Consider the following 24,771-nt stretch of genomic DNA (forward strand, 5'->3'; position numbering starts at 1 on the left):
GCGTCGCCGTCCTTCAGGTTGTCCTTGATGGACTCCTCGTAGACCTGGGCCTGGATCGGGTCCGGAACCAGGATCATGATGACGTCGGCCTCGGCGGCGGCCTCCGACGGGCTCACCACGCGCAGCCCCTGCTCCTCGGCCTTCGCCTTGGACTTGGAGCCCTCGTGCAGACCGACCCGGACGTCGACACCCGAGTCACGGAGCGACAGCGCGTGGGCGTGGCCCTGGCTGCCGTAACCGATGACCGCGACCTTGCGGCCCTGGATGATGGACAGGTCGGCGTCGTCGTCGTAGAACAGCTCGGCCACTGGGGTTCTCCTTGGTGTGCGGTGTTGCGTCCCACCGTACGGCGGGCTGGGGGAGGGAAGTTTTCGGGTCTCGGCATACGGGCGGCCGACGATCACCGACCGCCCATACTCAATGCCGTTCACGGACTCAGGAAGACCGTTTACGGACTCGGGTACGACCGTTTACAGCCTTACGCGGATCGGTCCAGCGCGCGCAGCGACCGGTCCGTGATCGAACGCGCCCCGCGTCCGATCGCGATCGTGCCGGACTGGACGAGCTCCTTGATGCCGAACGGCTCCAGCATCTTGAGCATGGCCTCGAGCTTGTCGGCGCCGCCGGTGGCCTCGATGGTGACGGCCTCCGGGGAGACGTCCACGGTCTTGGCGCGGAACAGCTGGACGATCTCGACGATCTGGGAGCGCGTCTCGTTGTCGGCGCGGACCTTCACCAGAACGAGTTCCCGCTGAACGGCCGAGCCGGGTTCCAGCTCGACGATCTTCAGGACGTTGACGAGCTTGTTGAGCTGCTTGGTGACCTGTTCGAGCGGCAGAGCCTCGATCACGTTCACCACGATGGTGATGCGCGAGATCTCGGGGTGCTCGGTGACACCCACGGCAAGGGAGTCGATGTTGAAGCCGCGCCGGGAGAACAGGGCGGTGATCCGGGCGAGAACACCGGGCTTGTTCTCGACGAGGACGGAGAGGGTGTGCTTGCTGCTCATGGTTCTGACTCGGCTCTCTCTCAGTCGTCTTCGTTGTCGCCGAAGTCGGGGCGGACGTCCCGGGCGGCCATGATCTCGTCGTTCGAGGTGCCGGCGGCGACCATCGGCCACACCATCGCGTCCTCGTGGACGATGAAGTCGACCACGACGGGGCGGTCGTTGATGGAGTTCGCCTCTTCGATGACCTTGTCCAGCTGGTCCGGGGACTCGCAGCGGATCGCGTAGCAGCCCATGGCCTCCGACAGCTTCACGAAGTCCGGGACGCGGGTGCCCGCGCTCGGCTGCTTGCCGTCGGAGTCCGGGCCGCTGTGCAGCACGGTGTTGGAGTAGCGCTGGTTGTAGAAGAGGGTCTGCCACTGGCGGACCATCCCGAGGGCACCGTTGTTGATGATGGCGACCTTGATCGGGATGTTGTTCAGGGCGCAGGTGGTGAGCTCCTGGTTGGTCATCTGGAAGCAGCCGTCGCCGTCGACCGCCCAGACGGTGCGGTCCGGCTGTCCCGCCTTGGCGCCCATCGCGGCCGGGACCGCGTAGCCCATCGTTCCGGCGCCGCCGGAGTTCAGCCAGGTCGAGGGCTTCTCGTACTGGATGAAGTGCGCGGCCCACATCTGGTGCTGGCCGACGCCCGCGGCGAAGATCGTGCCCTCCGGCGCGAGCTGCCCGATGCGCTCGATGACCTGCTGCGGCGAGAGCGAGCCGTCGGCCGGCTGGTCGTAGCCCAGCGGGTAGCCGTCGCGCCAGCGGTTCAGGTCGTTCCACCAGGCGGTGTAGTCGCCGACGTGACCCTCGCTGTGCTCCTTCTGCACGGCCTGGACCAGGTCGGCGATGACCTCGCGGGCGTCCCCGACGATCGGCACGTCCGCGGCGCGGTTCTTGCCGATCTCGGCCGGGTCGATGTCGGCGTGGACGATCTTGGCGTACGGGGCGAAGCTGTCCAGCTTGCCGGTGACGCGGTCGTCGAAGCGGGCTCCGAGGGCGACGATCAGGTCGGCCTTCTGCAGCGCGGTGACGGCGGTGACCGCACCGTGCATGCCCGGCATTCCCACGTGCAGCTGGTGGCTGTCGGGGAATGCGCCGAGCGCCATCAGTGTGGTGGTGACGGGCGCTCCGGTGAGTTCTGCGAGGACCTTCAGCTCGGCGGTGGCCTGCGCCTTGAGGACGCCGCCACCGACATACAGGACGGGCCGCTTGGCGGCGGTGATCAGCTTGGCGGCCTCGCGGATCTGCTTGGCGTGGGGCTTGGTCACCGGGCGGTAGCCGGGCAGGTCCTGGGTGGGCGGCCACTGGAAGACGGTCTGCGCCTGGAGGATGTCCTTGGGGATGTCGACCAGGACCGGGCCCGGGCGGCCGGTGGAGGCGATGTGGAACGCCTCCGCGATCGCCCTGGGGATGTCCTCCGCCTTGGTGACCAGGAAGCTGTGCTTGGTGATCGGCATGGTGATGCCGACGATGTCCGCCTCCTGGAAGGCGTCCGTACCGATCGCCTTGGACACGACCTGCCCGGTGATCGCCACGAGCGGCACCGAGTCCATGTGCGCGTCGGCGATCGGGGTCACCAGGTTGGTGGCACCGGGACCGCTGGTCGCCATGCAGACGCCGACCTTGCCGGTGGCCTGCGCGTAACCGGTGGCCGCGTGGCCGGCGCCCTGCTCGTGGCGGACCAGCACGTGGCGCACCCGCGTGGAGTCCATCATCGGGTCGTACGCCGGCAGGATGGTGCCCCCGGGAATACCGAATACCGTCTCGGCCCCGACCTCCTCAAGCGAGCGGATGAGGGACTTCGCTCCCGTGACGTACTCGGGGGCGGACTGCTGTCCTCCGGAACGGGGCCGCGGCTGCGGATGGTGGGCCCCGGTGGCCTGCTCGGTCATCGGCATTCTCTTCTCGATGCTGAGGGTTTTTGCGAGGTTTGTACGGTGTTCGACTGGTGCCTGTGCAACAAAAAACCCCTCGTGCCGTGAGGCAAGCGAGGGGAGCGCGCCGGGTGCGGTCGCTGGGGGTTCCGGGTCCGTCCGGTGGCCACCAGCTTCAGCCGACGCGCTTTCCAAGTACGAGAATTCGGGTGCGCATGGCATTGACCCTCCCTCCGGCACGCACCGACTGTCAAGTGGGTGGGACAGGCGTCTCATTATGTGAGCGGAGGGCGGTTCCGCTCCCGTAAGCAGCGGGCACACCACTCGTATACACCCCTGCGCCACCGCCCGCGAACGCGGGCTCGACCGGCCCGTGCGGCACCGGATAGTGGCCGGAAGACAGTGCTCTGCGCAGCCGGTACTCGTCGAGCGGCCCGGAGAACGCCATGCCCTGCCCATGCGTGCAGCCCATCGCGCGCAGCGCGACGACCTGCTCCGGCAGGTCCACGCCCTCGGCCACGGATTGGAGCCCCAGGTCGGTGGCGATGCGCAGCAGCCCGCTGGTGATCTTGTGCAGCCGGGCGGACTCGACAACACCCTCGACGAGACTTCGGTCGAGTTTCAGCACGTCGATGGGGAGCCTTCTGAGTGCCGTGATGGCCGCACAGCCGCTACCGAAGCCCTCCAGGGCGATACGGACACCGAGGCGCCTGAGGGCGTTCAGCCGACGCTCCAGCTCGTCCGGGGAGACCCGGGGATCGGTGTCGGACAGCTCGACGATCAGGGCACCGGAGGGCAGCCCGTAGCGGGTCAGCAGGGCCTCCACGGAGCCGAGGGGCATCGAGCGGTCCAGCAGGCGCCGGGCGCTCAGGCGGACGGCGACGGGCACCGCGACGCCCGCGGCGGCGCGCTCGGCGGCCTGCTCGACGGCCTCCTCCAGCATCCAGCGGCTCAGCTCGGCGGTCTTGTCGCTGTCCTCGGCGACGCGCAGGAACTCGGCGGGCGTGAAGAGCACGCCCTGGGAGGAGCGCCAGCGCGCCTGCGCGGTGACCGTCGTGATCCGGCCATTCTCGAGGCAGACCACGGGCTGGTGCAGCAGCGCGAACTCGCCGTCCTGGAGGGCGGAGCGCAGCCTCGTCGCCAGCTCCGCCTTGCGTACGACGTCCTGCTGCATCTGGGGCGCGTACAGCTCGACGCGGCCCTTGCCGGCCGCCTTGGCGCGGTACATGGCGAGGTCGGCGTTGCGCAGCAGCTCTCCCGCGCCCAGGCCCGGCTCGGCGAAGCCGACGCCGATGGACGCGGCGACCCGGACGTCATTGCCGTCGATGGCGTACGGCTGCGAGAGCCTGATCCGCAGGCGGTCGGCGAGCTCCAGGATCTGCTGCTCACGCGCGGTGCGGTCGCGGCTGCCGTCACCGACGATGAGCGCCGCGAACTCGTCGCCGCCCAGGCGGGCGGCGGTGTCGCCCTGACGCACCGAGTCCTGGAGTCTGCGGGCGGCCTGGACGAGGAGCTCGTCGCCGGCCTGGTGCCCGATCGTGTCGTTGACGGCCTTGAAGCCGTCCAGGTCGATGAAGAGAACGGCCGTGCCACGGAGGGCAGCGCCCCGGTCGGAGGAGCGGCGGCCGGAGAGCGCCTGCTGGACCCGCTGGGTGAACAGCGCGCGGTTGGGCAGGTCGGTGAGCGGATCGTGCTCGGCGTTGTGCTGCAATTGCGCCTGCAGACGCACCCGCTCGGTGACGTCACGGCTGTTGAAGATGAGGCCGCCGTGGTGCCGGTTGACGGTGGACTCCACATTGAGCCAGCCGCCGTCGCCGGACTTGAAGCGGCACTCGATGCGGGTGGTGGGCTCCTCGGTGTTGCTGGCGGCCAGGAAACGTCGCACTTCGTGCACCACGCAGCCGAGGTCCTCGGGGTGGATGAGTGAGGCGAGCTCGGAGCCGACGAGTTCTTCGGCGTTGCGGCCGTAGACTCCGGCGGCGGCCGGGCTGACGTACCTCAGGATGCCGTTGGGCGCGGCGATCATGATGACGTCGCTGGAACCCTGCACCAGGGAGCGGAAGTGGTTCTCCTTCTGGGCCAGCTCCTGGGTGAGGGTGATGTTGTCGAGCAGCATGATGCCCTGTCGCACGACGAGGGCGAGCACGACCAGGCCCGCGGTGATGAGCACCACGCGGTCGACACGGTGGCCGTTGAGGACGTTGTAGAGAATCCCCAGCGTGCAGACGGCCGCGGCCAGATAGGGCGTGAGCGCGGCCAGCGATCCGGCGATCGGGCGGGTGGCCGGATATCGGTGCTGGCCACCTGGCTGCGGGAGCACATGCCCGTCCGGTCGGCCCCTGTGCCGCTGTCCCGGGATGTGCTCGTGCACCACGCGCGCGTGCCCGTCGTCGTCCGGCTGTCCGATCCGGGGCCCGACCCAGGGGGCGTACGCGAGGAGCAGCGAACCGGCGAACCAGCCCGCGTCGAGGAGCTGCCCCGAGCGGTAGTTGTTGTGCATGAGCGGCGAGGTGAACAGGGCGTCGCACATCACGGTCAGGGCGAGTGCGCCGATGGCGGTGTTCACCGCGGAGCGGTTCAGCGACGAGCGCCGGAAGTGCAGCGCCAGCACCATGCTGACCAGAGCGATGTCCAGCAGGGGGTACGCCAGGGAGAGCGCGGTGTGCGCGACGCTCGGCCCGCCGAACTGCGCCGCCTGCGCGAGCGCCAGGCTCCAGGACAGCGTGAGCAACGAACCGCCGATCAGCCAGGCGTCGAGCGCCAGACAGACCCAACCGGCCTTGGTCACGGGCCTCTTGGCGAGCACGAGTAGTCCTACGATGGCGGGCGGAGCGAAACAGAGGAAGAAGAGATCGGCGTAACTGGGGCTCGGGACCTCGCGGTGGAGCACGACCTCGTACCACCCCCAGACCAGATTGCCCAGTGAGGCCATGGCGGAGGAGAGCCCGAACAGCAGCCATGCGGGCCGAAAGCGACTGCGGCGGCTGTGGGCACAGACGAAGCAGGAGACCGCGGCGGTGGCCGCAGCGGCGCTCAGCCCGAAGTCGCCCATGATCAGTGCGAGGGTCGCGGAGCCCCAGCCGAGCGCGGAACCGACGGCGTATGCCGCGCACACCAGAGCCAGCACGAGTTGCGAGACCATTCCCGTCCCGCCTCCGGGCACCGGCCGACGGGTCAGCAGCGCCCGGGGCGAGCTCACCGGGCCCACCCGGTCCGCGCCGCGGGGTCCCGCTGGTCCGCGTGCGCTGGGTGCACACGCGTCCTGCGGCCGCTTGGCCTGCGGTGATGGTGACCAACATGACCACCATGACCGCTCGGGCCGCATCTGCGTGTGGCCGCGCGCCAGGGTCGTCGGCGGCCCTGCCGCGTCGGATCGTTGGTCCATAGGCCGTGCATCGCCCGTCGCCCCCCTCGCAGTCCGAATGTCCATCCCCGGCGCCGAACGGTGCGCGGCGCAGCCCCTGTCGGGACGATACACCAGTCTCGTCACTCAGGGACATAGCCTCTCTACGCTCCGTGACGACCAGCGGAGATGCGGACACCGCCCGCATTCGGCGGACTGCGGAGGGTGCCCGGATCCGGTTACGCGCCCGTCGTAAGGACCACGTTGCCCAGTGGCTCCCGGTTCACGAAACGATTCAACTGAGTGACCAGAAGCCGCTTGGCGCGCGGCAGGAACGCGGAGGTGGGACCGCCTACGTGAGGGCTGATGAGCACGCCGGGCGCCTGCCACAAGGGGTGTCCCTGGGGCAGCGGTTCGGGATCGGTGACGTCGAGGGCCGCGGTGATCCGCCCACGCTCCAGCTCGGCGAGGAGTGCCAAGGTGTCGACGACCTGCCCGCGCGCGACGTTCACGAGGAGCGCGCCGTCCTTCATCCGGGACAGGAAGTCGGCGTTCACCAGGCCACGCGTGCTGTCGGTGAGGGGCGTGGACAGCACCACGATGTCGGCCTCGGGGAGCAGGGCGGGCAGTTCCGTGAGCGGATGCACCGGACCGCGCGCCGTGGTGCGCTCAGAGCGCGCGACGCGCGCCACCCGCGCGAGCTCAAAAGGCGCGAGCCGGTCTTCGATCGCGGACCCGATCGACCCGTATCCCACGATCAGTACGGATTTGTCGGCCAGCGCCTGATGGAACCCGGACCGCCACTCCCCCTTGTCCTGCGCCCGTACGAAGTCGGGGATGCCCCGCAGTGAGGCGAGGATCAGGGCGAGGGCGAGCTCGCCGGTGCTCGCCTCGTGCACGCCGCGGGCGTTGCACAGCTGCACGCCCGGGCGCAGGGACCGCAGGCTCGGCTGGACGTGGTCGACCCCGGCGGAGAGCGTCTGCACGACGCGCAGCGATGTCATGTCGGCCATCGGCCGCTGCGAGACGGCGGGCGGCTTCATATAGGGCACGACATAGAACTCGCAGTCGGCGGGATCCGCGGGAAACTCCTGGTCGCCGTCCCAGAAACGGTAGTTGAGGCCTTCGGGCAGGCCCTCGATCTCGTCGGCGTGAATCGGGAGCCACACATCGGAAGTCATGGTCAGGAGGCTATGCCAGGCGCCGGGACGCGCAGAGGTTAGGTTGGGGTGCCAGGAGAGGGAGGGTTACGGCCAGGTGGAGCGCAGGACGATCGGCGCGGCGGCGCTCGAGGTGGGGGCGGTCGGGCTCGGGTGCATGCCGATGAGCTGGGCGTACACCGGTTCGCGGCAGCGGGGCGAGGAGTCGCTGCGGGCGGTGCACGCGGCGCTCGACCGGGGTTCGACGCTGCTCGACACGGCCGACATGTACGGCCCCTTCACCAATGAGCTGCTGGTGGGGCGGGCGCTGAAGGAGCGGCGCTCCGAGGCCTTCGTGTCAACCAAGGTGGGCCTGCTGGTGGGCGAGCAGCACATCGTGGCCAACGGGCGCCCCGGCTACGTGAAACGCGCGTGCGACGCCTCGCTGCGCCGCCTCCAGACGGACGTGATCGACCTCTACCAGCTGCACCGCGCGGACCCTGAGATTCCGGTCGAGGAGACGTGGGGCGCGATGGCCGAACTCGTCTCGGCCGGAAAGGTGCGAGCGCTCGGGTTGTGCGCGGTGGGTGCGCGTTCCGCCCGCCGCTCGGGGGCGCGAATGCATGACGGAACGATCCGGCAGCTGGAGCGGGTGCAGCAGGTCTTTCCGGTGAGTGCCGTGCAGGCGGAGCTGTCGGTGTGGTCGACGGAGGCGCTGGCCGCCCTGCTGCCGTGGTGCGCGGCGCGCGGAATCGGTTTTCTGGCGGCGATGCCGCTGGGCAACGGTTTCCTGACCGGCACGCTGACCCCCGGCGAGGGCTTCGAGCCCGACGACGTACGCGCCCGCCACCCCCGTTTCACAGCCGAGATGATGGCCGCGAACCAGCCCATCGTCGCCGGGCTGCGACGGATCGCCCGGCGGCACGGGGACAGCGGGGACCACGGGGACGAGGTCACGCCCGCGCAGGTGGCGCTGGCCTGGGTGCTGGCCCAGGGTCGGCATGTGGTCCCCGTGCCGGGGGCCAAGCGGGAGCGGTGGGTCACCCAGAACGCGGGGGCGGCCGCGCTGCGGCTGACGGCGGAGGATCTGGCGGAGGTGGCGGGGTTGCCGCGGGCACAGGGGTCCTGGGACTGAAAGCGCGTCGGTGATCCCGGCTTCGCCGATGTGAGGTTCATTGATCGGGAACCCCTGGGGCGCGAGCGGTGTATGAACAGTAGAACCGCCGCGTCGAAGGGACCCTGATGGTGCAACGTCGAGTAGTAACAGCGGTGTTGGCCGCGGCCACGCTGCTGGTGACGGCCGGCTGTTCCTCCGACGGCGAGGGAGAGTCCGACGTCGGGAGCGCCTTCCCGAGCATCGGGAGTACGAGTACGGGGGCGTCGTCCTCGCAGTCGCCCGCCGAGGAGACCCCGCCGGCCAAGGGCTCGGTGAAGGTCGTACGGACGGTCACCGAGGACCTGGAGTCTCCCTGGGGCCTCGCCCCGCTGCCCGACGGCGACCTGCTCGTCTCCTCCCGCGACGAGGCGACGATCACCCGGGTCGACGAGGAGACCGGCAAGAAGACGGAGCTGGGCGAGGTGCCGGGGGTGGCCCCCGCGGGCGAGGGCGGCCTCCTGGGCATCGCCCTCTCCCCCACGTTCGCCTCGGACCACATGATCTACGCGTACTTCACGACGGCGTCGGACAACCGCATCGTCCGCATGCTGTACGACGAGAAGAAGCCGTCCGGCGAGCAGCTCGGCGCGCCGGACACGATCTTCAAGGGCATCCCCAAGGGAGTGATCCACAACGGCGGCCGGATCGCGTTCGGCCCGGACAAGATGCTGTACGCGGGCGCGGGTGAAACGGGTGACCGGGGCCTGGCACAGGACAAGAAGTCACTGGGCGGCAAGATCCTTCGGATGACGCCGGACGGCGATCCGGCGCCGGGCAACCCCTTCGACGACTCGGTGGTCTACTCGTACGGGCATCGCAATGTCCAGGGCCTCGCCTGGGACGACAAACAGCGTCTGTGGGCCGCCGAGTTCGGACAGGACACCTGGGACGAGCTGAATCAGATCAAGCCCGGTGGCAATTACGGCTGGCCGGTGGTCGAGGGAAAGAGCGACGACGCCGAGTACCAGAACCCGGTCGCCCAGTGGGGCACGGACGACGCCTCCCCGAGCGGCATCGCCTATGCCGAGGGCTCCATCTGGATGGCGGGCCTCAAGGGCGAGCGTCTGTGGCGCATCCCCCTGAAGGGCACCGAGGCTTCCGCCGCCCCGCAGTCCTTCCTCGAGGGCGAGTACGGCCGTCTGCGCACCGTGGTCTCCGCCGGCGGCGACAAGCTCTGGCTGGTCACGAGCGAGACGGACGGCCGCGGCAGCCCCGGTGAGGGGGACGACAGGATTCTGGAGCTGGAGGTGAAGTAGATCGGCCCTCAGTCCTGGTCGGGCTCCTCCGCCGGGTCCCCCTGGTCCTGGTCAAGGTCCTGCTCGTGCTCCTGGTCCTGCTTGGGCAGCCGTACGACCACCTTGCCCGACGACAGGTCTATGGGGCCCCGGCCCGGGTCTCCGTCGTTCAGGTCCACGCGGGTCAGTTCCAGCCGTCTGCGTTCGTCGTTGGTGTGCTTGCGGCCTGGTGCGAAGAGCTCCTCGAACATGTTGAACACGGCGCCTCCCTCGGCCCGGGTCCGGTCCAGCGTATGCCTCAGCTCGCCGTCCTGGACACGGGGGTTTCCGGGGGGAACAGCCGCAGCCGATGGGCAAGCGCCGCCGCCTCGCCCCGGCCCGAGACGTCCAGCTTGGACAGGATGTTCGACACGTGGACGCTGGCGGTCTTCGGGGAGATGAACAGTTCCTCGGCGATCTGGCGGTTGCTGCGGCCTGCGGCGACGAGGCGCAGGACGTCGCGCTCGCGGCTGGTGAGGCCCAGGGCCCCCGCCGGGTCGGCAGGGGTCAGGGCGGACGGTCCAGGGGCGTGGCCCAGGGCGAGCCGGGCGCGCTGGGCGAGCAGCGCGACGGCGTCGGCGAGGGGGCGCGCGCCGAGGTGGTCGGCCGCCGCTCGGGCCAGCCGCAGAAGTTCGGTGGCGCGGGCGCGGTCGTTCTCGTCCGTGCCGGCGGTCAGCAGGGCCTCGGCGAGGCGGAGGCGGACGCGGGCGAGGTCGTAGGGGCGCTCCAGCGCTTCGAAGGCGGTGACCGCCTGGGACCACTCGTGCGGTTCGGCCAGGCCCTCGGCCCGCCGGAGTTCGGCGCGCACCCACTGTTCGTGGGCGAGCCAGACGGGCGCTCCTGTGGCCAGGGACTTGGCGGCCTTGCGGATGTGTTCCACGGTCTCGGCGCAGCCCGCTTCGGCGAGGGGCAGTCCGCGGGCGTCGGCCTCCGTGGTGGCGGCGGTGAGCAGCAGGGGCCAGGCGTAGCGCTGGGTGCCGGGCGGGAAGCCCGCGTCGAGGGCCTGCTCCAGGGCGGCGCGGGCGTCGAGAAGGCGGCCCTCGCGGGCGGCGATGGCCATCATGGTGCGCGCCAGCGGCAGCGAATCCTGCGGCATCGGGTCGTGCGTGCCGAAGTGGTCGCGGGCGGCGGCGAGCCTGCGACCTGCCTCGGCGAGGTCGCCGCGGGCGAGCGCGAGATCCGCCAGACGCATGGCGCCGCTGCCGGACGGCTTGCCGCTGAGCCCCACGCCCAGCGCGCTCCCCGCCGCCTCGACGGCCTCGTCCCACTGGCCGAGCGCGTAGAGCGACTCCGCGAGATTGCCCCACACCCAGGCCTCGGTGTCCAGCAGACCGGTCCTCCGGGCGAGTTCGATGCCTTCCCGCAGGATCGGGACGGCCTCGCGGGAGCGGCCGACCGACTCCAGGTTGGACGGCAGGTTGATGTGCACGCGGCCCACGACGAGGGAGGCACCGTGCCGGGCCACCTGCTCCTTCACCTCGTACATCTCCGCGAGCCCCGCCTCGACGTCACCCGAGTCGACCATGAGGCCGCCGAGGGTGAGCCGGGCGTGCAGCTCGATGTCCCGGGCGCCGACCATGCGCGCGTACTCCACAGCGCGCTCGGCGGCCGAGAGGGCGCCGGGGCCCGGTTCGTGCAGCATGCACCAGTTGGCGACCGCCGACAGCACCTCGGCGTGCACCTCCGACGGCGGCAGGCCGCGTACCAGGTCCTGGGCGGTGGCGAGTTCCTTCCAGCCGTCGCCGCGGGCCTGCGCCTGGACCAGACGGGAGCGCTGGGTCCAGAACCAGGCGGCGCGCAGGGGATCGTGCTCGTCCTCCAAGAGGTGCAGGGCGCGCTTGGTGATCTTCAGGGCGCGCTCGCGCTCCCCGCACAGCCGGCCCGCGACGGCCGCCTCGGCCATCAGGTCGAGGTAGCGCAGGGGTGTGGTGCCGGGGTCACATCCACAAGGAGGGAACACCTCCACGTAGTCGACGGGGCGCAGCTCGGCCCGTACGGCGTCGGGGGCGACGTCCCACAGCTCCATGGCCCGCTCCAGGAGCCGCAGTTGCTCGGAGTGGGCGTGCCGGCAGCGGGCCTCCGCGGAGGCGTCGAGGACGGCAGGCAGGGCCTTGGCCGCGTCGTGCGCGTGGTACCAGTAGCTGGCCAGCCGGGTGGCGCGCTCATCGGCCGGTACGAGCGTCGGGTCGGCCTCCAGGGCTTCGGCGTAGCGGCGGTTGAAGCGGGAGCGCTCGCCGGGCAGCAGGTCGTCGCTGACGGCCTCGCGGACCAGGGAGTGGCGGAAGCGGTAGCCGTCGCCGCCGGGCGAGGCGAGCAGGATGTTGGTGCCGACGGCGGCGCGCAGCGCCTCGATGAGGTCGTCCTCGGCCAGTCGCGCGACCGCGGCGAGCAGTCGGTACTCGACGACCGAGCCGCCCTCGGCGGCGATCCGGGCGACCCGCTGGGCGCTCTCGGGGAGGCCTTCGACGCGTACGAGGAGCAGGTCGCGGAGGGAGTCCGTGAGCCCCGTACGGCAGCCCTGGTGGGCGGCGACGGCGAGTTCCTCGACGAAGAAGGCGTTGCCGTCGGAGCGTTCGAAGATCTCGTCGACCTGGGCCGGGTCCGGTTCGTGGGCGAGGATTCCGGCGATCTGGCGGCCGACCTCGGCGCGGTTGAAGCGGGCGAGTTCGATGCGGCGGACCGTGCGGAGGCGGTCGAGTTCGGCGAGCAGGGGGCGCAGCGGGTGGCGGCGGTGGATGTCGTCGGCGCGGTAGGTGGCGACGACGAGGAGGCGGCCGCTGCGCAGGGTGCGGAAGAGGTAGGCGAGCAGGTGGCGGGTGGAGGCGTCGGCCCAGTGCAGGTCCTCCAGGGCGATGACGACCGTACGGTCCGCGGCGACGCGCTCCAGGAGGCGGGCGGTGAGCTCGAAGAGCCGGGCCATGCCCTCCTCGTCGAATCGCCGGCCCGGGGCGGACTCGCCCAACTCGGGCAGCAGCCGGGCCAGTTCCTCCTCCTGCCCGGCGGCCGCGGCGGCGAGCTCGTCCGGGAGCCTGCGGCGCAGGGCGCGCAGGGCCGTGGAGAAGGGGGCGAAGGGCAGTCCGTCGGCGCCGATCTCGACGCAGCCGCCACAGGCGAAGACGGCGCCCTCGCGGTCGACCGCGAGGGCGAACTCCTCGAGCAGACGCGTCTTTCCGACCCCGGCCTCGCCGCCGAGCAGCAGCGCTTGTGGCTCTCCCGCGGCGGCGCGGGAGAGCGCTTCGCGCAGTACTCCCAGTTCGTCGGTGCGGCCGACGAACACCGGGCTGACGGACCTGGTCTCCACAGGCCCGAGCATCGCACAGGGGTCCGACAGTGCGGCATCGATTATCGGGAGGACGACGGGCACCCCGGGCTGTGGACGGCCGACCCCCGTGCGGCCCTTCACCGTCCCGCCGTCCACCTGTGCCACGCCGTCCGCCCGTGCCGCAGCGTCCGCCCGTGCCTCACCGCTCACGCCGCGCGGGCGAAGCGGTGCCGGCGGGGGCGGCGGCTATCCGCCTGCCCCTCCGTGTCGTTCCGACCGGACTCGCGCGCGGCGGCGCGGCGGGCGGCACGACGGGCGCGGAGGACCTCCCGCGCCAGCCGGTCGTTCTGGGCCTCTCGGATCAGCTCTGTGGACCGGATCTGCTGGAGCTCGTACTCGAACATCTCGTACCCCTCGTGAAGAGTCGGTTTCGGCCTCGCTTCTTGCGATGCCTCAACCTTCGTCTCCAAGGGGGGGTGCGGCACATCGGGAGAGTTCCGCATCTTGCAGACGCGAAGGGCCTTAGACCCGCCGTAAGTGACTTACGGCGGGTCTAAGGCCCCTCAGAGGTACGGAGATTCAGCTGGTGGACGGCAGTCCGAGCAGGATGTCGGAGTACTTGGCGACCGCGAGCACCAGGCCGATGACGCCGAGCGAGACACCCGCCCAGGCGACCGACTTGATCCACGCGGCCTGCGGCTTGCCGGGGGCTCCGAAGGCGGGCCGGACCAGGACGAAGACGCCGACGAGCAGCGCGAGCAGCGCGAAGAGGCCGCCGACGAGCGCGGTGGTCGCCCACGCGTCGCCGTAGACCTCCTTGACCTGCGTGGCGACGCTCGCGGTCGACGAGGTCCCCAACTGGCCCACGAGGGTCTCGCGCGCGGCGGCCACGGTGGCGACCCAGCTGCCGGTGAGCGACACGATGCCGAGTCCGGCGGAGACGACGGCTGCCGCGCCCAGGCCGACGCCGGAGGCGTCCTTCTCGGCCTCGGGGACGTCATCGCCCTCGAGGTCCTCGGCATCCAGGTCCTCGGCCTCGTCCTCGATGGCGTCCCGCTCGTCGACGACCTCGGCGGCCGGCGCCTCCTCGGTCTTGGTGACGTTCACGGTTTCCTTGTCGCTCTTCGCCTCGGTGCCGTTCGCGTCCACGGCTTCGTCAACTGTCTTGGTTCCCATGCCCCGCACCGTACGGACGGAGTCTGAGAAGTCTCTTAATGATCGTTGTGAGCGTCACGCGCGCGTGCCGCCCGCCACTCGGGCGCGAGGACGGACCATACCTCCAAGTCGTGCCGTACGCCCCTGTAGGGCCGCTTCTCCCGCAGCACCCCGTCCTGGCTCATCCCGAGCCGCCTGGCCACGTTGAGGCTCGGCACGTTCCCCGCGGCGGCGACCCACTCCACCCGGTGGATCCCGCGCTCCTCGACCGCCCAGTCGATGAGCAGCCTCATCGCGCGCGTGACCAGACCGCGCCCGGCGGCGGCGGGTTCCAGCCAGCACCCGACCTCGCAGTTGCCCTGCTCCGCGTCGAAGTTCAGGAAGAGCACCCCGCCCACGAGCTTCCCGTCCAGCCACAGGCCGTGCAGGAACCCGGTGTCCGCGGCGCGCATGTCGGCGTACCGCTGGAGGTGGGCCCGCGCGGACGGCACGTCCGTGGACTGGGACCCGAAGGGGATGTACTGACCGATGAAGTCACGCCCGCGCTCCAGATGCGCCAGGAACTCCTCGGCATGCCAGGGCTCCAGGGGCCGCAGTTCCACGCCGTCGTCACCCAGGGATATCGCGTACATCCCGTCGCCGCTCCTTCTCCGCTACGTCCGCCCGCAGGCGCCATTAGGGGGATGCATCGGCTTCGATGCATCCCCCTAGGTGGGTACTTACGGGTGCTCAGCCCTCGCTGACGCCCAGCTTCTCCAGGATCAGTTCCTTGACGCGGGCCGCGTCGGCCTGACCGCGGGTGGCCTTCATGACCGCGCCGACCAGGGCGCCGACCGCGGCCACCTTGCCGCCGCGGATCTTGTCCGCGACGCCCGGGTTGCCGGCGATGGCCTCGTCGACGGCCGCGGTGAGCGCGCCCTCGTCCGAGACGACCTTCAGACCGCGCTTCTCGACAACCTCGTCGGGGGTGCCCTCACCCGCGAGGACGCCCTCGATGACCTGGCGGGCGAGCTTGTCGTTCAGGTCTCCGGCAGCGACGAGCTGCGCCACCCGGGCGACCTGCGCCGGGGTGATGGGCAGGTCCTCCAGGGCCTTGCCCGACTCGTTGGCGCTGCGGGCCAGTTCGCCCATCCACCACTTGCGGGCGGACGCGGCGTCGGCACCGGCCTCGATCGTGGCGACGATCGGATCGATGGCACCGGCGTTCAGGATCGACTGCATGTCGTGGGCGCCCACGCCCCACTCCTCGCGCAGTCGGTTACGGCGGGCCAGCGGCTGCTCCGGCAGGCCCGCGCGCAGTTCCTCGACCCACTCGCGCGACGGCGCGACGGGGACCAGGTCGGGCTCCGGGAAGTACCGGTAGTCCTCGGCCTCTTCCTTGACGCGGCCCGAGGTCGTCGACCCCGTGTCCTCGTGGAAGTGACGGGTCTCCTGGATGATCGTGCCGCCGCTGTTGAGTACGGCGGCGTGCCGCTGGATCTCGAAGCGGGCGGCACGCTCCACGGAGCGCAGCGAGTTGACGTTCTTCGTCTCGGAGCGCGTGCCGAACTTCTCGCGGCCGTGCGGACGCAGCGACAGGTTCACGTCGCAGCGCATCTGGCCCATCTCCATGCGGGCCTCCGACACACCGAGCGCCTTGATGAGCTCGCGCAGCTCGGCGACGTACGCCTTGGCGACCTCGGGGGCACGCTCGCCCGCACCCTCGATCGGCTTGGTGACGATCTCGATGAGGGGGATACCCGCGCGGTTGTAGTCCAGGAGGGAGTACGTCGCGCCGTGGATGCGGCCGGTGGCGCCGCCCACGTGGGTGGACTTGCCGGTGTCCTCCTCCATGTGCGCGCGCTCGATCTCCACGCGGAAGACCTCGCCGTCCTCCAGCTGCACGTCGAGGTAGCCGTTGAAGGCGATCGGCTCGTCGTACTGGGAGGTCTGGAAGTTCTTCGGCATGTCCGGATAGAAGTAGTTCTTCCGGGCGAAGCGGCACCACTCGGCGATCTCGCAGTGCAGCGCGAGGCCGATCTTGATGGCGGACTCGACGCCGGTCGCGTTGACGACGGGCAGCGAGCCGGGCATGCCGAGGCAGGTGGGGCAGGTCTGCGCGTTGGGCTCGGAGCCCAGCTCGGTGGAACACCCGCAGAACATCTTGGTCTTGGTGCCGAGTTCGACATGGACTTCGAGGCCCATGACGGGGTCGTACGTCGCCAGGGCGTCCTCGTACGACACCAGCTCGTCGGTCGTGGTGGTCACGGTGAAAACTTCCCTCTCAGCCCAGCAGGACGTCGTCGTCGCCCAGGCGCTTGAGCTCCCGGTAGAGGATGGCGAGGCCGGTGACGATGGCGGCGGCGGACACGGCCGCGTCGATGAGGCGCAGCGTGTCGTGCTCCGAGCGGGCCTTCCTGGCCTGCTTGGCGACGCCGACGGCACCGAACGCGGTGGTCGCGATGGACAGGTACGTGCCGGACTTGGACTTCTTGAAGCCCTTGGCCTTGGTCAGTGCGCTCACAGCGACGGAGCCTCCTCGAGCAGCGGGTGGCCCCACTTTTCCACGAAGGCGGCCTCGACGGCGGCGCCGACCTTGTAAAGCCTCTCGTCCTTCATCGCGGGGGCGATGATCTGCAGCCCGACCGGGAGGTTGTCCTCCGGGGCGAGACCGCAGGGCAGCGACATGGCGGCGTTGCCCGCCAGGTTGGTCGGGATGGTGCACAGGTCCGCGAGGTACATCGCCATCGGGTCGTCGGCGCGCTCGCCGATCGGGAAGGCGGTGGTGGGCGTGGTCGGCGAGACGATCACATCCACCTGCTCGAACGACTTCTCGAAGTCGCGGGTGATGAGCGTACGGACCTTCTGGGCGCTGCCGTAGTACGCGTCGTAGTAGCCGCTCGACAGTGCGTACGTGCCGAGCATGATGCGGCGCTTGACCTCGGGGCCGAAGCCCGCCTCACGGGTGAGGGAGGTGACCTCCTCGGCGGACTTCGTGCCGTCGTCGCCGACGCGCAGGCCGTAGCGCATGGCGTCGAAGCGGGCGAGGTTCGACGAACACTCGGACGGCGCGATCAGGTAGTACGCGGCCAGCGCCAGGTCGAAGGACGGGCAGTCCAGCTCGATGATCTCGGCGCCCAGCTCCTTGAGGACGGTGACGGCCTCGTCGAAGCGCTGCACGACACCGGCCTGGTAGCCCTCGCCGCGGAACTGCTTGACGACGCCGACGCGCATGCCCGCCACGCTGCCGTTGCGGGCGGCCTCGACGACCGGCGGGACCGGGGCGTCGATGGAGGTCGAGTCGAGCGGGTCGTGCCCGGCGATGACCTCGTGCAGGAGGGCCGCGTCCAGGACCGTACGGGCGCAGGGGCCGCCCTGGTCGAGGGAGGACGAGAACGCCACCATGCCGTAGCGGGAGACCGCGCCGTAGGTCGGCTTGACGCCGACCGTGCCGGTGACGGCGGCCGGCTGGCGGATGGAACCGCCGGTGTCCGTACCGATCGCGAGGGGCGACTGGAAGGAGGCGAGGGCTGCGCTGGAGCCACCACCGGAACCGCCGGGGATACGGGTGAGGTCCCAGGGGTTGCCGGTGGGCCCGTACGCGCTGTTCTCGGTGGAGGACCCCATGGCGAACTCGTCCATGTTGGTCTTGCCGAGGATGACGACGTCGGCGGCCTTCAGCCTCTTGGTGAGGGTCGCGTCGTACGGCGGGATCCAGCCCTCGAGGATCTTCGAGCCGACAGTGGTCGGGATGCCCTCGGTGGTGAAGATGTCCTTGAGCGCGAGCGGTACGCCGGCCAGCGGGCCGAGCTTCTCGCCGCGCTCCCGCTTCGCGTCGACGGCTCGGGCCTGCGCGAGAGCACCTTCGCGGTCGACGTGCAGGAAGGCGTGCACCTTCTCGTCGACGGCCTCGACACGGGCGAGGTGGGCCTCGGTGACCTGCACGGCCGTGAGCTCGCCCGCCGCGATCTTCTGCGCGATCTCCGCGGCGGTGAGCTTGATGATGTTGACGTTGGTGTCCGTCATGGTGATTAGTCCTCCCCCAGGATCTGCGGCACCTTGAAACGCTGCTGCTCCTGGGCCGGGGCGCCGGAGAGCGCCTGCTCGGGGGTGAGCGACGGACGGACCTCGTCCGCGCGCATGACGTTCGTCAGCGGCAGCGGATGAGAGGTCGGCGGTACGTCTTGGTCGGCGACCTCGCTGACGCGGGCGACCGCGCCGATGATGTCGTCGAGCTGGCCGGCGAAGTGGTCGAGCTCTTCGGCCTTCAGCTCCAGACGCGCCAGCCGTGCGAGGTGGGCGACCTCCTCGCGCGTGATGCCAGGCATGCAGCGATCCTCTGGGTGAGTGTGTGTGGTTTGGCCCAATCCTATGGGGCCGGGGGCGGTGCCTGCGCCCGGGTTTACTCCGGGGTCCTTTCCCAGCCGCACCAGCCGTGACAGTTCGCCGACCAGGTGCGGGTCGCTCGTGGGCATTCCGACAGCCGAGCGACCGCGGACCGTGGACATGTGCTCGTGCAGTCCCCCGCGCCCCTGAGGCGGGCGATCGGGTGGCGGCGGGCCGTCGGTGGCTGAGCGCGTAGTTCCCCGCGCCCCGGGCGGGGCGCTGCCGACCCCGTCCGCTCCTGGGCATCGAACCGCGGACGGGCGGACGCCCGCGGCGGGAAGCACCGCGGGAGAGTTCCGCTTGTCGGGTGACCGTCATGGGTGGTGCGCGGGTGGGAGACAAAGAGGCCCCCCCCACGCAGCCGCACCCGACAGACGAACCGCCGGGCTACTCCGCGGCCGGCAACGCGGCACGCGGCCGCTGCCAGCCCCGTGACCCCCGCGCCCGCAGCCACGCCGTGGTCTCCTCGGGCGGCATCGCGGCGGCGACCAGCCACCCCTGGACCGCGTCGCAGCCCAGATCCCGCAACCGCTCCCACGTCTCGTCGTCCTCGACCCCCTCGGCCACGACCAGCAACCCCAGGGAGTGCGCCAGATCGACCGTGCAGCGCACGATCTCCGCGTCCTCGTTGTCCACCGCGAGCCGCGCCACGAAGGACCGGTCGATCTTCAGCTCACTCACCGGCAGCCGGCGCAGATGGACGAGCGACGAGTACCCCGTGCCGAAGTCGTCGAGGGACATCTTCACGCCATGTCCGGTCAGCCCGGCCAGCGTGTCCGCGGCCCGCTGCGGATCCTCCAGCAGCACGTGTTCCGTTATCTCCAGCTGAAGCGACCCCGCAGGGACCCCGTGCCGGGCGAGCCGCGCGGCGACCGCTCCCGCGAAACCGGGGGTGTGCACATCACGCGGGGACACGTTCACCGCGACCGGCACATGCAGCCCCTGCGCCCGCCACCGCGCCACCTGCCCGAGCGCCGTCTCCAGCACATACTCGGTGAGGTGCGGCATCAGCCCGGACGACTCGGCGATCGCGATGAACTCGTCCGGCGGCACCTTCCCCCGCTCGGGATGCACCCAGCGGACCAGTGCCTCGAGCCCCGCCACCTGTCCGTCGAAGCGGACCTTCGGCTGGTAGTGCAGCTGCACCTCGTGCGCGTCGAGGGCACGGCGCAGATCGCCCAGCAGACCGAGCCGGTCCGGCGTGTTCGAGTCCCGCTTGGACTCGTACACCTCCACCCCCGTACGGTCCCGCTTCGCCTGGTACATCGCGACGTCCGCGCGCCGCAACAGCCCCTCCGCGTCGAGCGCGTGGTCGGGGAAGACGGCGAGCCCGGCGCTGGCCTCCAGGACGAGGGTGAGCCCGTCGAGGTCCAGCGGCGAGCCCAGGGCCGCGACGAGGTTGCGGGCGACCCGTGTGGCCGACGTCGTGGAGTCGGCGACGGGCAGTAACACGGCGAACTCGTCACCGCCGAGCCGCGCGGCCTCCGCCCCGCGCGGCAGCGCCAATCGCAGCCGGTCGGCTATCTGAAGGAGCAGCCGGTCTCCGGCGAGATGCCCCAACGTGTCATTGACAGAACGAAAACGGTCCATGTCGATCAGCAGCAGAGCGGAACGCGCACCGATGCGCTCGGCATCGTCCAGAGCCGTCCAGGTCCGTTCGAGCAGCCATTGCCGGTTGGGCATTCCGGTCAGCGGATCGCGCAACTGCTCCTCGGCCCGTACGCGGGCGATCCACAGCGTGGAGTCGAGCGCTATCAGGGGAATCGAGAACAGCGGCAGCAGCATCGGCTGCGCGATGGCGACGACGCAGATCAGCGGCGCGATACCGAGCAGGGCGACGGCGACGAGCCCCTGTCTGACCAGTGCCGTACGCGCGACGGTCGGCAGGCCTCCGGCGCCCGGCGCGCGCAGGTACCAGAGCAGAACGCGGGTAACCGCGAGATACGCGGCCGCGATCAGCACCACCTCGGGTGCGGCGTAGAAGGTCCAGGTCTCCGGGTTCCACGGCGTCTCGACGGACGGCACCCGCCCGAACGCGCCCAGGACCAGCGCTCCGGCGCCGATGCCGATGATGTCGACCGCGCCGTGCACCACTCCCTGGCGCCAGCGGTTGCGGCGCGCGATGCCGACCAGGACGACGACGGTGAGGCTGACCATGCCGGCGGGCACCCAGCCGTAGAGCAGCAGGACCGCGAGGGTGAGGGCGGCGCCGGAGCCCGTGCCGCCCCACCAGCGGGCGTGGCCGAGGGCGACCAGATGGCCGACGATGATGCCGGTCAGCAGGGCAAGCGACCAGCCGACCGCGCCGGACGGGAAGAGCGCGTGGTCGCCGCTGAACGCCCGGTAGAAACCGGTGCCGAGGACGAGTGCGGCCACCGCGACGACCGCCACGGGCAGCGCGGGCCAGGAGGTGCGCCGTTCGGGATCGTGGCCCGGCAGCCCGGGGCCGCGCTCCGCGGTGTGTCGGCCGACGCCCGAAGCGGGGGCTGTGAGTGGTGTGGAGCCCGGCCCGCCGGTACCGGGAGGCTCCGAAGTCCGCCCCGTCCGGAGGCCGGCCATCCATGCGCCGGTCATCCGGAGCAGGCGCAGCCGTGAGTCCGGGGCGGCGCTCTCGGTCGGTTCCATTCCCGTCCCTCTCACAGCCGGCGGTGCCCACGCCACGCGGCCCGATGCCGACGACCATCGCCAACGGCACCGCGTCTGAAAACCCTTCCCCGGACTCTCGAAGAGCAGGGGGTGCCCCAACCGCAGTTGGGCACGGCAGGCGCATACCTCAACAGTAGGCCGCAGAAGGCTTCTACGGGCAGCGGTCGGGGACGGTTGCCCGAATGCGACCGGGCCACCCGTATGCATCTGATATGCGCCGAACGGGTGGCCTTCACCCGCTACTCCTCGATCGGAAGCGCGACTTCCGCGGCTGCTTCCGGCCCTTGTTCGAGAAGCACCGCGAAGCCCTCCTCGTTCAGCACCGGAACCTTCAGCTGCATCGCCTTGTCGAACTTGGAACCAGGATTGTCGCCTACCACCACAAAAGATGTCTTCTTCGAAACAGAACCGGTCACTTTCGCTCCCCGGCTCTGCAGGGCCTCCTTCGCGCCGTCCCGCGTGTGGTGTTCGAGGGTGCCGGTGACGACGACGGTGAGCCCTTCGAGCGGACGCGGGCCCTCGTCCTCACCGGACCCCTCGTCCTCCATACGGACTCCGGCCTCCCGCCACTTGCGCAGGATCTCCCGGTGCCAGTCCTCGGCGAACCACTCCTTGAGCGAGGCGGCGATGATCGGGCCGACTCCGTCGGTGGTGGCGAGCTCCTTCTCGGTGGCCTGGTCGATCCGGTCGATGGAGCGGAACTCGCGCGCCAGCGCCTCGGCCGCCACCGGCCCGACATGACGGATCGACAGACCGGTCAGGATCCGGGCGAGCGGACGGTCCTTGGCCGCGGCGATGTTGTCCAGCATCGCGACAGCGTTCTTCTTGGGCTCGCCCTGCTGGTTGGCGAAGACCGTGGCGATCTTCTCCTCGCCCGTCTTCGGGTCGCGCTTGGGCAGACCGCTGTCCTGGTCGCGGACGTACGCCTTGATGGGCAGCAACTGCTCGATGGTCAGGTCGAAGAGGTCGCCCTCGTCGGCCAGCGGCGGGTCCGCGGGCTCCAGCGGCTTGGTGAGGGCCGCCGCCGCCACGTATCCGAAGTTCTCGATGTCGAGCGCCTTGCGGCCCCCGAGGTAGAAGAGCCGCTCGCGCAACTGGGCCGGGCACGAGCGCGCGTTCGGGCAACGCAGGTCGATGTCGCCCTCCTTCATGGGGCGCAGCGGCGTCCCGCACTCGGGGCACTCGGCCGGCATCACGAACTCCCGCTCGGTGCCGTCCCGCAGGTCGACGACCGGGCCGAGGATCTCCGGAATGACGTCACCGGCCTTGCGCAGCACCACCGTGTCGCCGATCAGGACGCCCTTGGCCTTCACCACGTCCTGGTTGTGCAGGGTGGCGAACTCGACCTCGGAGCCCGCGACGGTGACCGGTTCGACCTGCGCGTACGGCGTGACGCGGCCTGTGCGGCCCACTCCCACACGGATGTTGACGAGCTTGGTGTTGACCTCCTCGGGCGCGTACTTCCAGGCGATCGCCCAGCGCGGGGCTCGCGAGGTGGAGCCGAGGCGGCCCTGGAGCGGGATCTCGTCGAGCTTCACGACGACCCCGTCGATCTCGTGCTCCACGGAGTGCCGGTACTCGCCGTAGTACGCGATGAACTCCCTTACGCCGTCGAGGTCGTCGACCACCTTGGCGTACCGCGTGGTCGGCAGGCCCCAGGAGCGCAGCAGCTCGTACGCCTGGGAGAGGCGGGCGAGGCCGTCGAAGCCCTCCAGGGTGCCGATGCCATGGACGACCATGTGCAGCGGACGGGTCGCGGTCACGCGCGGGTCCTTCTGGCGCAGCGAACCCGCCGCCGCGTTGCGCGGGTTGGCGAAGGGCTTGTCGCCGGCCTCCACCAGACGGGCGTTGAGCTCCTCGAACTTCTCCATCGGGAAGTAGACCTCGCCGCGGATCTCCACGAGGTCCGGGACGCGGTCGCCCTTGAGGCGGTCGGGGATCTCCCCGATCGTACGGACGTTGGGAGTGATGTCCTCGCCCGTGCGGCCGTCGCCTCGGGTCGCCGCGCGCGTGAGGCGGCCGCGCTCGTAGGTGAGGTTGACCGCGAGGCCGTCGACCTTCAGCTCGCACAGGAAGTGGTGGTCGGCGGTGCCCACGTCCTTGGCGATGCGCTCGGCCCAGGCCGCGAGCTCCAGGTCGGAGAAGGCGTTGTCGAGCGAGAGCATGCGCGAGCGGTGCTGGACGGAGGTGAACTCGGTCGCGTACGCGCCCGCCACCTTCTGGGTCGGGGAGTCGGGGGTGCGCAGCTCGGGGTACTGCTCCTCCAGCGCCTCCAGGGAACGCAGGAGCTTGTCGAAGTCCGCGTCGCTGATGACCGGCTGGTCCTTCACGTAGTACCGGAAGCGGTGCTCCTCGATCTGCTCAGCGAGCTGCGCGTGCTGCTCCCGTGCCTCGGCGGGCAGGGAATTGGGCTGTGCGTCCTTGTCGCCGGCCACCGTGTTGTCCTCCCGTTACTCTGGGTTGTCCGCGAGGGATCTCGCCGCTCGGGCGCAGTGGGCGAGCGCCCGGCGTGCGTACTCCGGGGAAGCGCCCGCGAGTCCGCACGACGGAGTGAGCGTGACCGCTTCCGCGAGAAGTCCCGGATGCAGCCCCAGCCTGCGCCACAGCGTCCTGACACCCATGACGCTACCGGCAGGGTCTGACAATGGTCCGTCCGTGCCCGGCACGACACCGGCGAAGAGGTGGGTGCCGCCCTCCACCGCCTCGCCGATCGCCTCGTCGTCACGTTCGGTGAGCAGCGAGAAGTCGAACGAGATCGCGGCGGCGCCCGCCCGACGCAGCAGCGCGAACGGGACGTCGGGCGCGCACGAGTGCACCACGACCGGGCCGTCGGCGTGCACCCCCGTGACGTCCCGCAGCGTCGACTCCACCAGTTGCCGGTCGACAGCCCGATGGGTCCGGTATCCGCTGGCGGACTTGACCTGTCCGCGCAGGACCGCGATGAGCGACGGCTCGTCGAGTTGCAGCACCACCTGGGCACCCGGCACCCGGCGCCGTACCTCCTCGAGATGCGTGCGCAGCCCCTCGGCGAGCGAACCGGCGAGGTCCCGGCAGGCGCCGGGGTCGGAGAGCGCCACCTCGCCGTTCCTCAGTTCCAGCGCGGCGGCCAGCGTCCAGGGCCCCACGGCCTGCACCTTCAGCGGCCCCTCGTACCCCTGCGTGAACTCCTCCAGGGCGTCGAGGTCTTCGCCCAGCCACGACCTGGCCCGCCTGGTGTCCCGCCCCGGCCGGTCCCCGATCCGCCACCCGCTGGGCTCCACGCGCGCGAACAGCTCGACGAGCATCCCGGCGGTCCGCCCGATCATGTCGGCGCCGGGGCCGCGCGCGGGCAATTCCGGCAGATACGGGAAGTCGTCGAAGGACCCGGTGACCGTCTTCGCGGCCTCCCTGGCGTCCCCGCCCGGCATGGACCCGACCCCGGTCGCGGGACCGAACCTGAACTCGCTGTTTTCGCTCACCCGGGAAGCCTACGTAACCGTTCCTGTGGACTGAGCGGGAGTGAGTCCGTTCAGCCGCGCGCCCCGAACGGTCTTGGGCGAGCTGGTCCCCGGCGTACTCGACCCCGGGTG

At 70.7% G+C, this 24,771-nt stretch carries 19 protein-coding genes; 2 read left to right on the forward strand and 17 right to left on the reverse strand.

Annotated elements, in window-relative coordinates; translation table 11 throughout:
* From AB0D57_RS43005 to AB0D57_RS43025, 5 genes are all read right to left on the reverse strand, one after another.
* Positions 1–308, reverse strand: a 308-nt coding sequence (locus tag AB0D57_RS43005; RefSeq protein WP_362087086.1) for an NAD(P)-binding domain-containing protein, incomplete at its 3' end; no start/stop codon positions are given.
* 170 nt (positions 309–478) lie between these two features.
* Complete coding sequence (gene ilvN, locus AB0D57_RS43010; RefSeq protein ID WP_362087090.1) at positions 479–1,009, reverse strand: acetolactate synthase small subunit; 531 nt, start codon at positions 1,007–1,009, stop codon at positions 479–481.
* A gap of 20 nt (positions 1,010–1,029) precedes the next feature.
* The gene (locus tag AB0D57_RS43015; protein WP_362087093.1) at positions 1,030–2,880 is read right to left on the reverse strand and encodes an acetolactate synthase large subunit; all 1,851 of its coding nucleotides are present in this window, start codon (positions 2,878–2,880) and stop codon (positions 1,030–1,032) included.
* Between the two features lie 232 nt (positions 2,881–3,112).
* The gene (locus AB0D57_RS43020; RefSeq protein WP_362087133.1) at positions 3,113–6,004 is read right to left on the reverse strand and encodes an EAL domain-containing protein; all 2,892 of its coding nucleotides are present in this window, start codon (positions 6,002–6,004) and stop codon (positions 3,113–3,115) included.
* 440 nt (positions 6,005–6,444) lie between these two features.
* Positions 6,445–7,386, reverse strand: a complete 942-nt coding sequence (locus tag AB0D57_RS43025; protein ID WP_362087095.1) for a 2-hydroxyacid dehydrogenase — start codon at positions 7,384–7,386, stop codon at positions 6,445–6,447.
* A gap of 76 nt (positions 7,387–7,462) precedes the next feature.
* Between AB0D57_RS43025 and AB0D57_RS43030 the strand changes: the two genes are divergently transcribed.
* Positions 7,463–8,479 (forward strand): aldo/keto reductase, encoded by a 1,017-nt coding sequence (locus tag AB0D57_RS43030; protein WP_362087098.1) that lies wholly within the window; start codon positions 7,463–7,465, stop codon positions 8,477–8,479.
* Positions 8,480–8,586: 107 nt separating this feature from the next.
* Positions 8,587–9,756 (forward strand): PQQ-dependent sugar dehydrogenase, encoded by a 1,170-nt coding sequence (locus AB0D57_RS43035; protein WP_362087101.1) that lies wholly within the window; start codon positions 8,587–8,589, stop codon positions 9,754–9,756.
* Between the two features lie 8 nt (positions 9,757–9,764).
* Here AB0D57_RS43035 and AB0D57_RS43040 read toward each other — a convergent pair whose 3' ends face one another.
* The 12 genes from AB0D57_RS43040 to AB0D57_RS43095 all read right to left on the reverse strand — a co-directional run bounded on the left by AB0D57_RS43040 (position 9,765) and on the right by AB0D57_RS43095 (position 24,660).
* On the reverse strand, positions 9,765–9,995 hold the full coding sequence (locus AB0D57_RS43040) for a DUF6191 domain-containing protein (RefSeq protein WP_362087104.1): 231 nt from the start codon (positions 9,993–9,995) through the stop codon (positions 9,765–9,767).
* A 38-nt stretch (positions 9,996–10,033) separates the two neighbouring features.
* Entirely contained in the window at positions 10,034–13,087 is a 3,054-nt protein-coding gene (locus tag AB0D57_RS43045; protein WP_362087136.1) for an AAA family ATPase, read from the reverse strand.
* Positions 13,088–13,242: 155 nt separating this feature from the next.
* Positions 13,243–13,440, reverse strand: a complete 198-nt coding sequence (locus AB0D57_RS43050; RefSeq protein ID WP_362087107.1) for a hypothetical protein — start codon at positions 13,438–13,440, stop codon at positions 13,243–13,245.
* A gap of 175 nt (positions 13,441–13,615) precedes the next feature.
* Positions 13,616–14,212 (reverse strand): hypothetical protein, encoded by a 597-nt coding sequence (locus AB0D57_RS43055; RefSeq protein ID WP_362087110.1) that lies wholly within the window; start codon positions 14,210–14,212, stop codon positions 13,616–13,618.
* Between the two features lie 35 nt (positions 14,213–14,247).
* Positions 14,248–14,823 carry a GNAT family protein gene (locus AB0D57_RS43060; RefSeq protein ID WP_362087113.1) on the reverse strand — a complete coding sequence of 192 codons (576 nt, stop codon included), beginning with the start codon at positions 14,821–14,823 and terminating at the stop codon, positions 14,248–14,250.
* A gap of 97 nt (positions 14,824–14,920) precedes the next feature.
* A complete protein-coding gene (gene gatB, locus AB0D57_RS43065; protein ID WP_362087115.1) occupies positions 14,921–16,438 on the reverse strand; it encodes an Asp-tRNA(Asn)/Glu-tRNA(Gln) amidotransferase subunit GatB in 1,518 nt (505 codons plus the stop codon).
* Positions 16,439–16,454: 16 nt separating this feature from the next.
* On the reverse strand, positions 16,455–16,694 hold the full coding sequence (locus AB0D57_RS43070; RefSeq protein WP_362087118.1) for a hypothetical protein: 240 nt from the start codon (positions 16,692–16,694) through the stop codon (positions 16,455–16,457).
* Positions 16,691–18,196: an Asp-tRNA(Asn)/Glu-tRNA(Gln) amidotransferase subunit GatA gene (gene gatA, locus AB0D57_RS43075; RefSeq protein ID WP_362087121.1), complete on the reverse strand. Its 1,506-nt coding sequence runs from the start codon at positions 18,194–18,196 to the stop codon at positions 16,691–16,693. The genes AB0D57_RS43070 and gatA overlap by 4 nt, the downstream gene beginning before the upstream one ends.
* A gap of 5 nt (positions 18,197–18,201) precedes the next feature.
* Complete coding sequence (gatC, locus tag AB0D57_RS43080; protein ID WP_010984178.1) at positions 18,202–18,498, reverse strand: Asp-tRNA(Asn)/Glu-tRNA(Gln) amidotransferase subunit GatC; 297 nt, start codon at positions 18,496–18,498, stop codon at positions 18,202–18,204.
* A 445-nt stretch (positions 18,499–18,943) separates the two neighbouring features.
* Positions 18,944–21,181: a bifunctional diguanylate cyclase/phosphodiesterase gene (locus AB0D57_RS43085; RefSeq protein ID WP_362087124.1), complete on the reverse strand. Its 2,238-nt coding sequence runs from the start codon at positions 21,179–21,181 to the stop codon at positions 18,944–18,946.
* Between the two features lie 260 nt (positions 21,182–21,441).
* Positions 21,442–23,637 carry an NAD-dependent DNA ligase LigA gene (ligA, locus tag AB0D57_RS43090; protein ID WP_362087127.1) on the reverse strand — a complete coding sequence of 732 codons (2,196 nt, stop codon included), beginning with the start codon at positions 23,635–23,637 and terminating at the stop codon, positions 21,442–21,444.
* A gap of 15 nt (positions 23,638–23,652) precedes the next feature.
* Positions 23,653–24,660, reverse strand: a complete 1,008-nt coding sequence (locus tag AB0D57_RS43095) for a methionine synthase (protein WP_362087130.1) — start codon at positions 24,658–24,660, stop codon at positions 23,653–23,655.
* Between the last annotated feature and the right edge of the window lie 111 nt (positions 24,661–24,771).

Source organism: Streptomyces sp. NPDC048275, from assembly GCF_040652275.1.
In the GTDB taxonomy this organism is placed as follows: Bacteria; Actinomycetota; Actinomycetes; order Streptomycetales; family Streptomycetaceae; genus Streptomyces.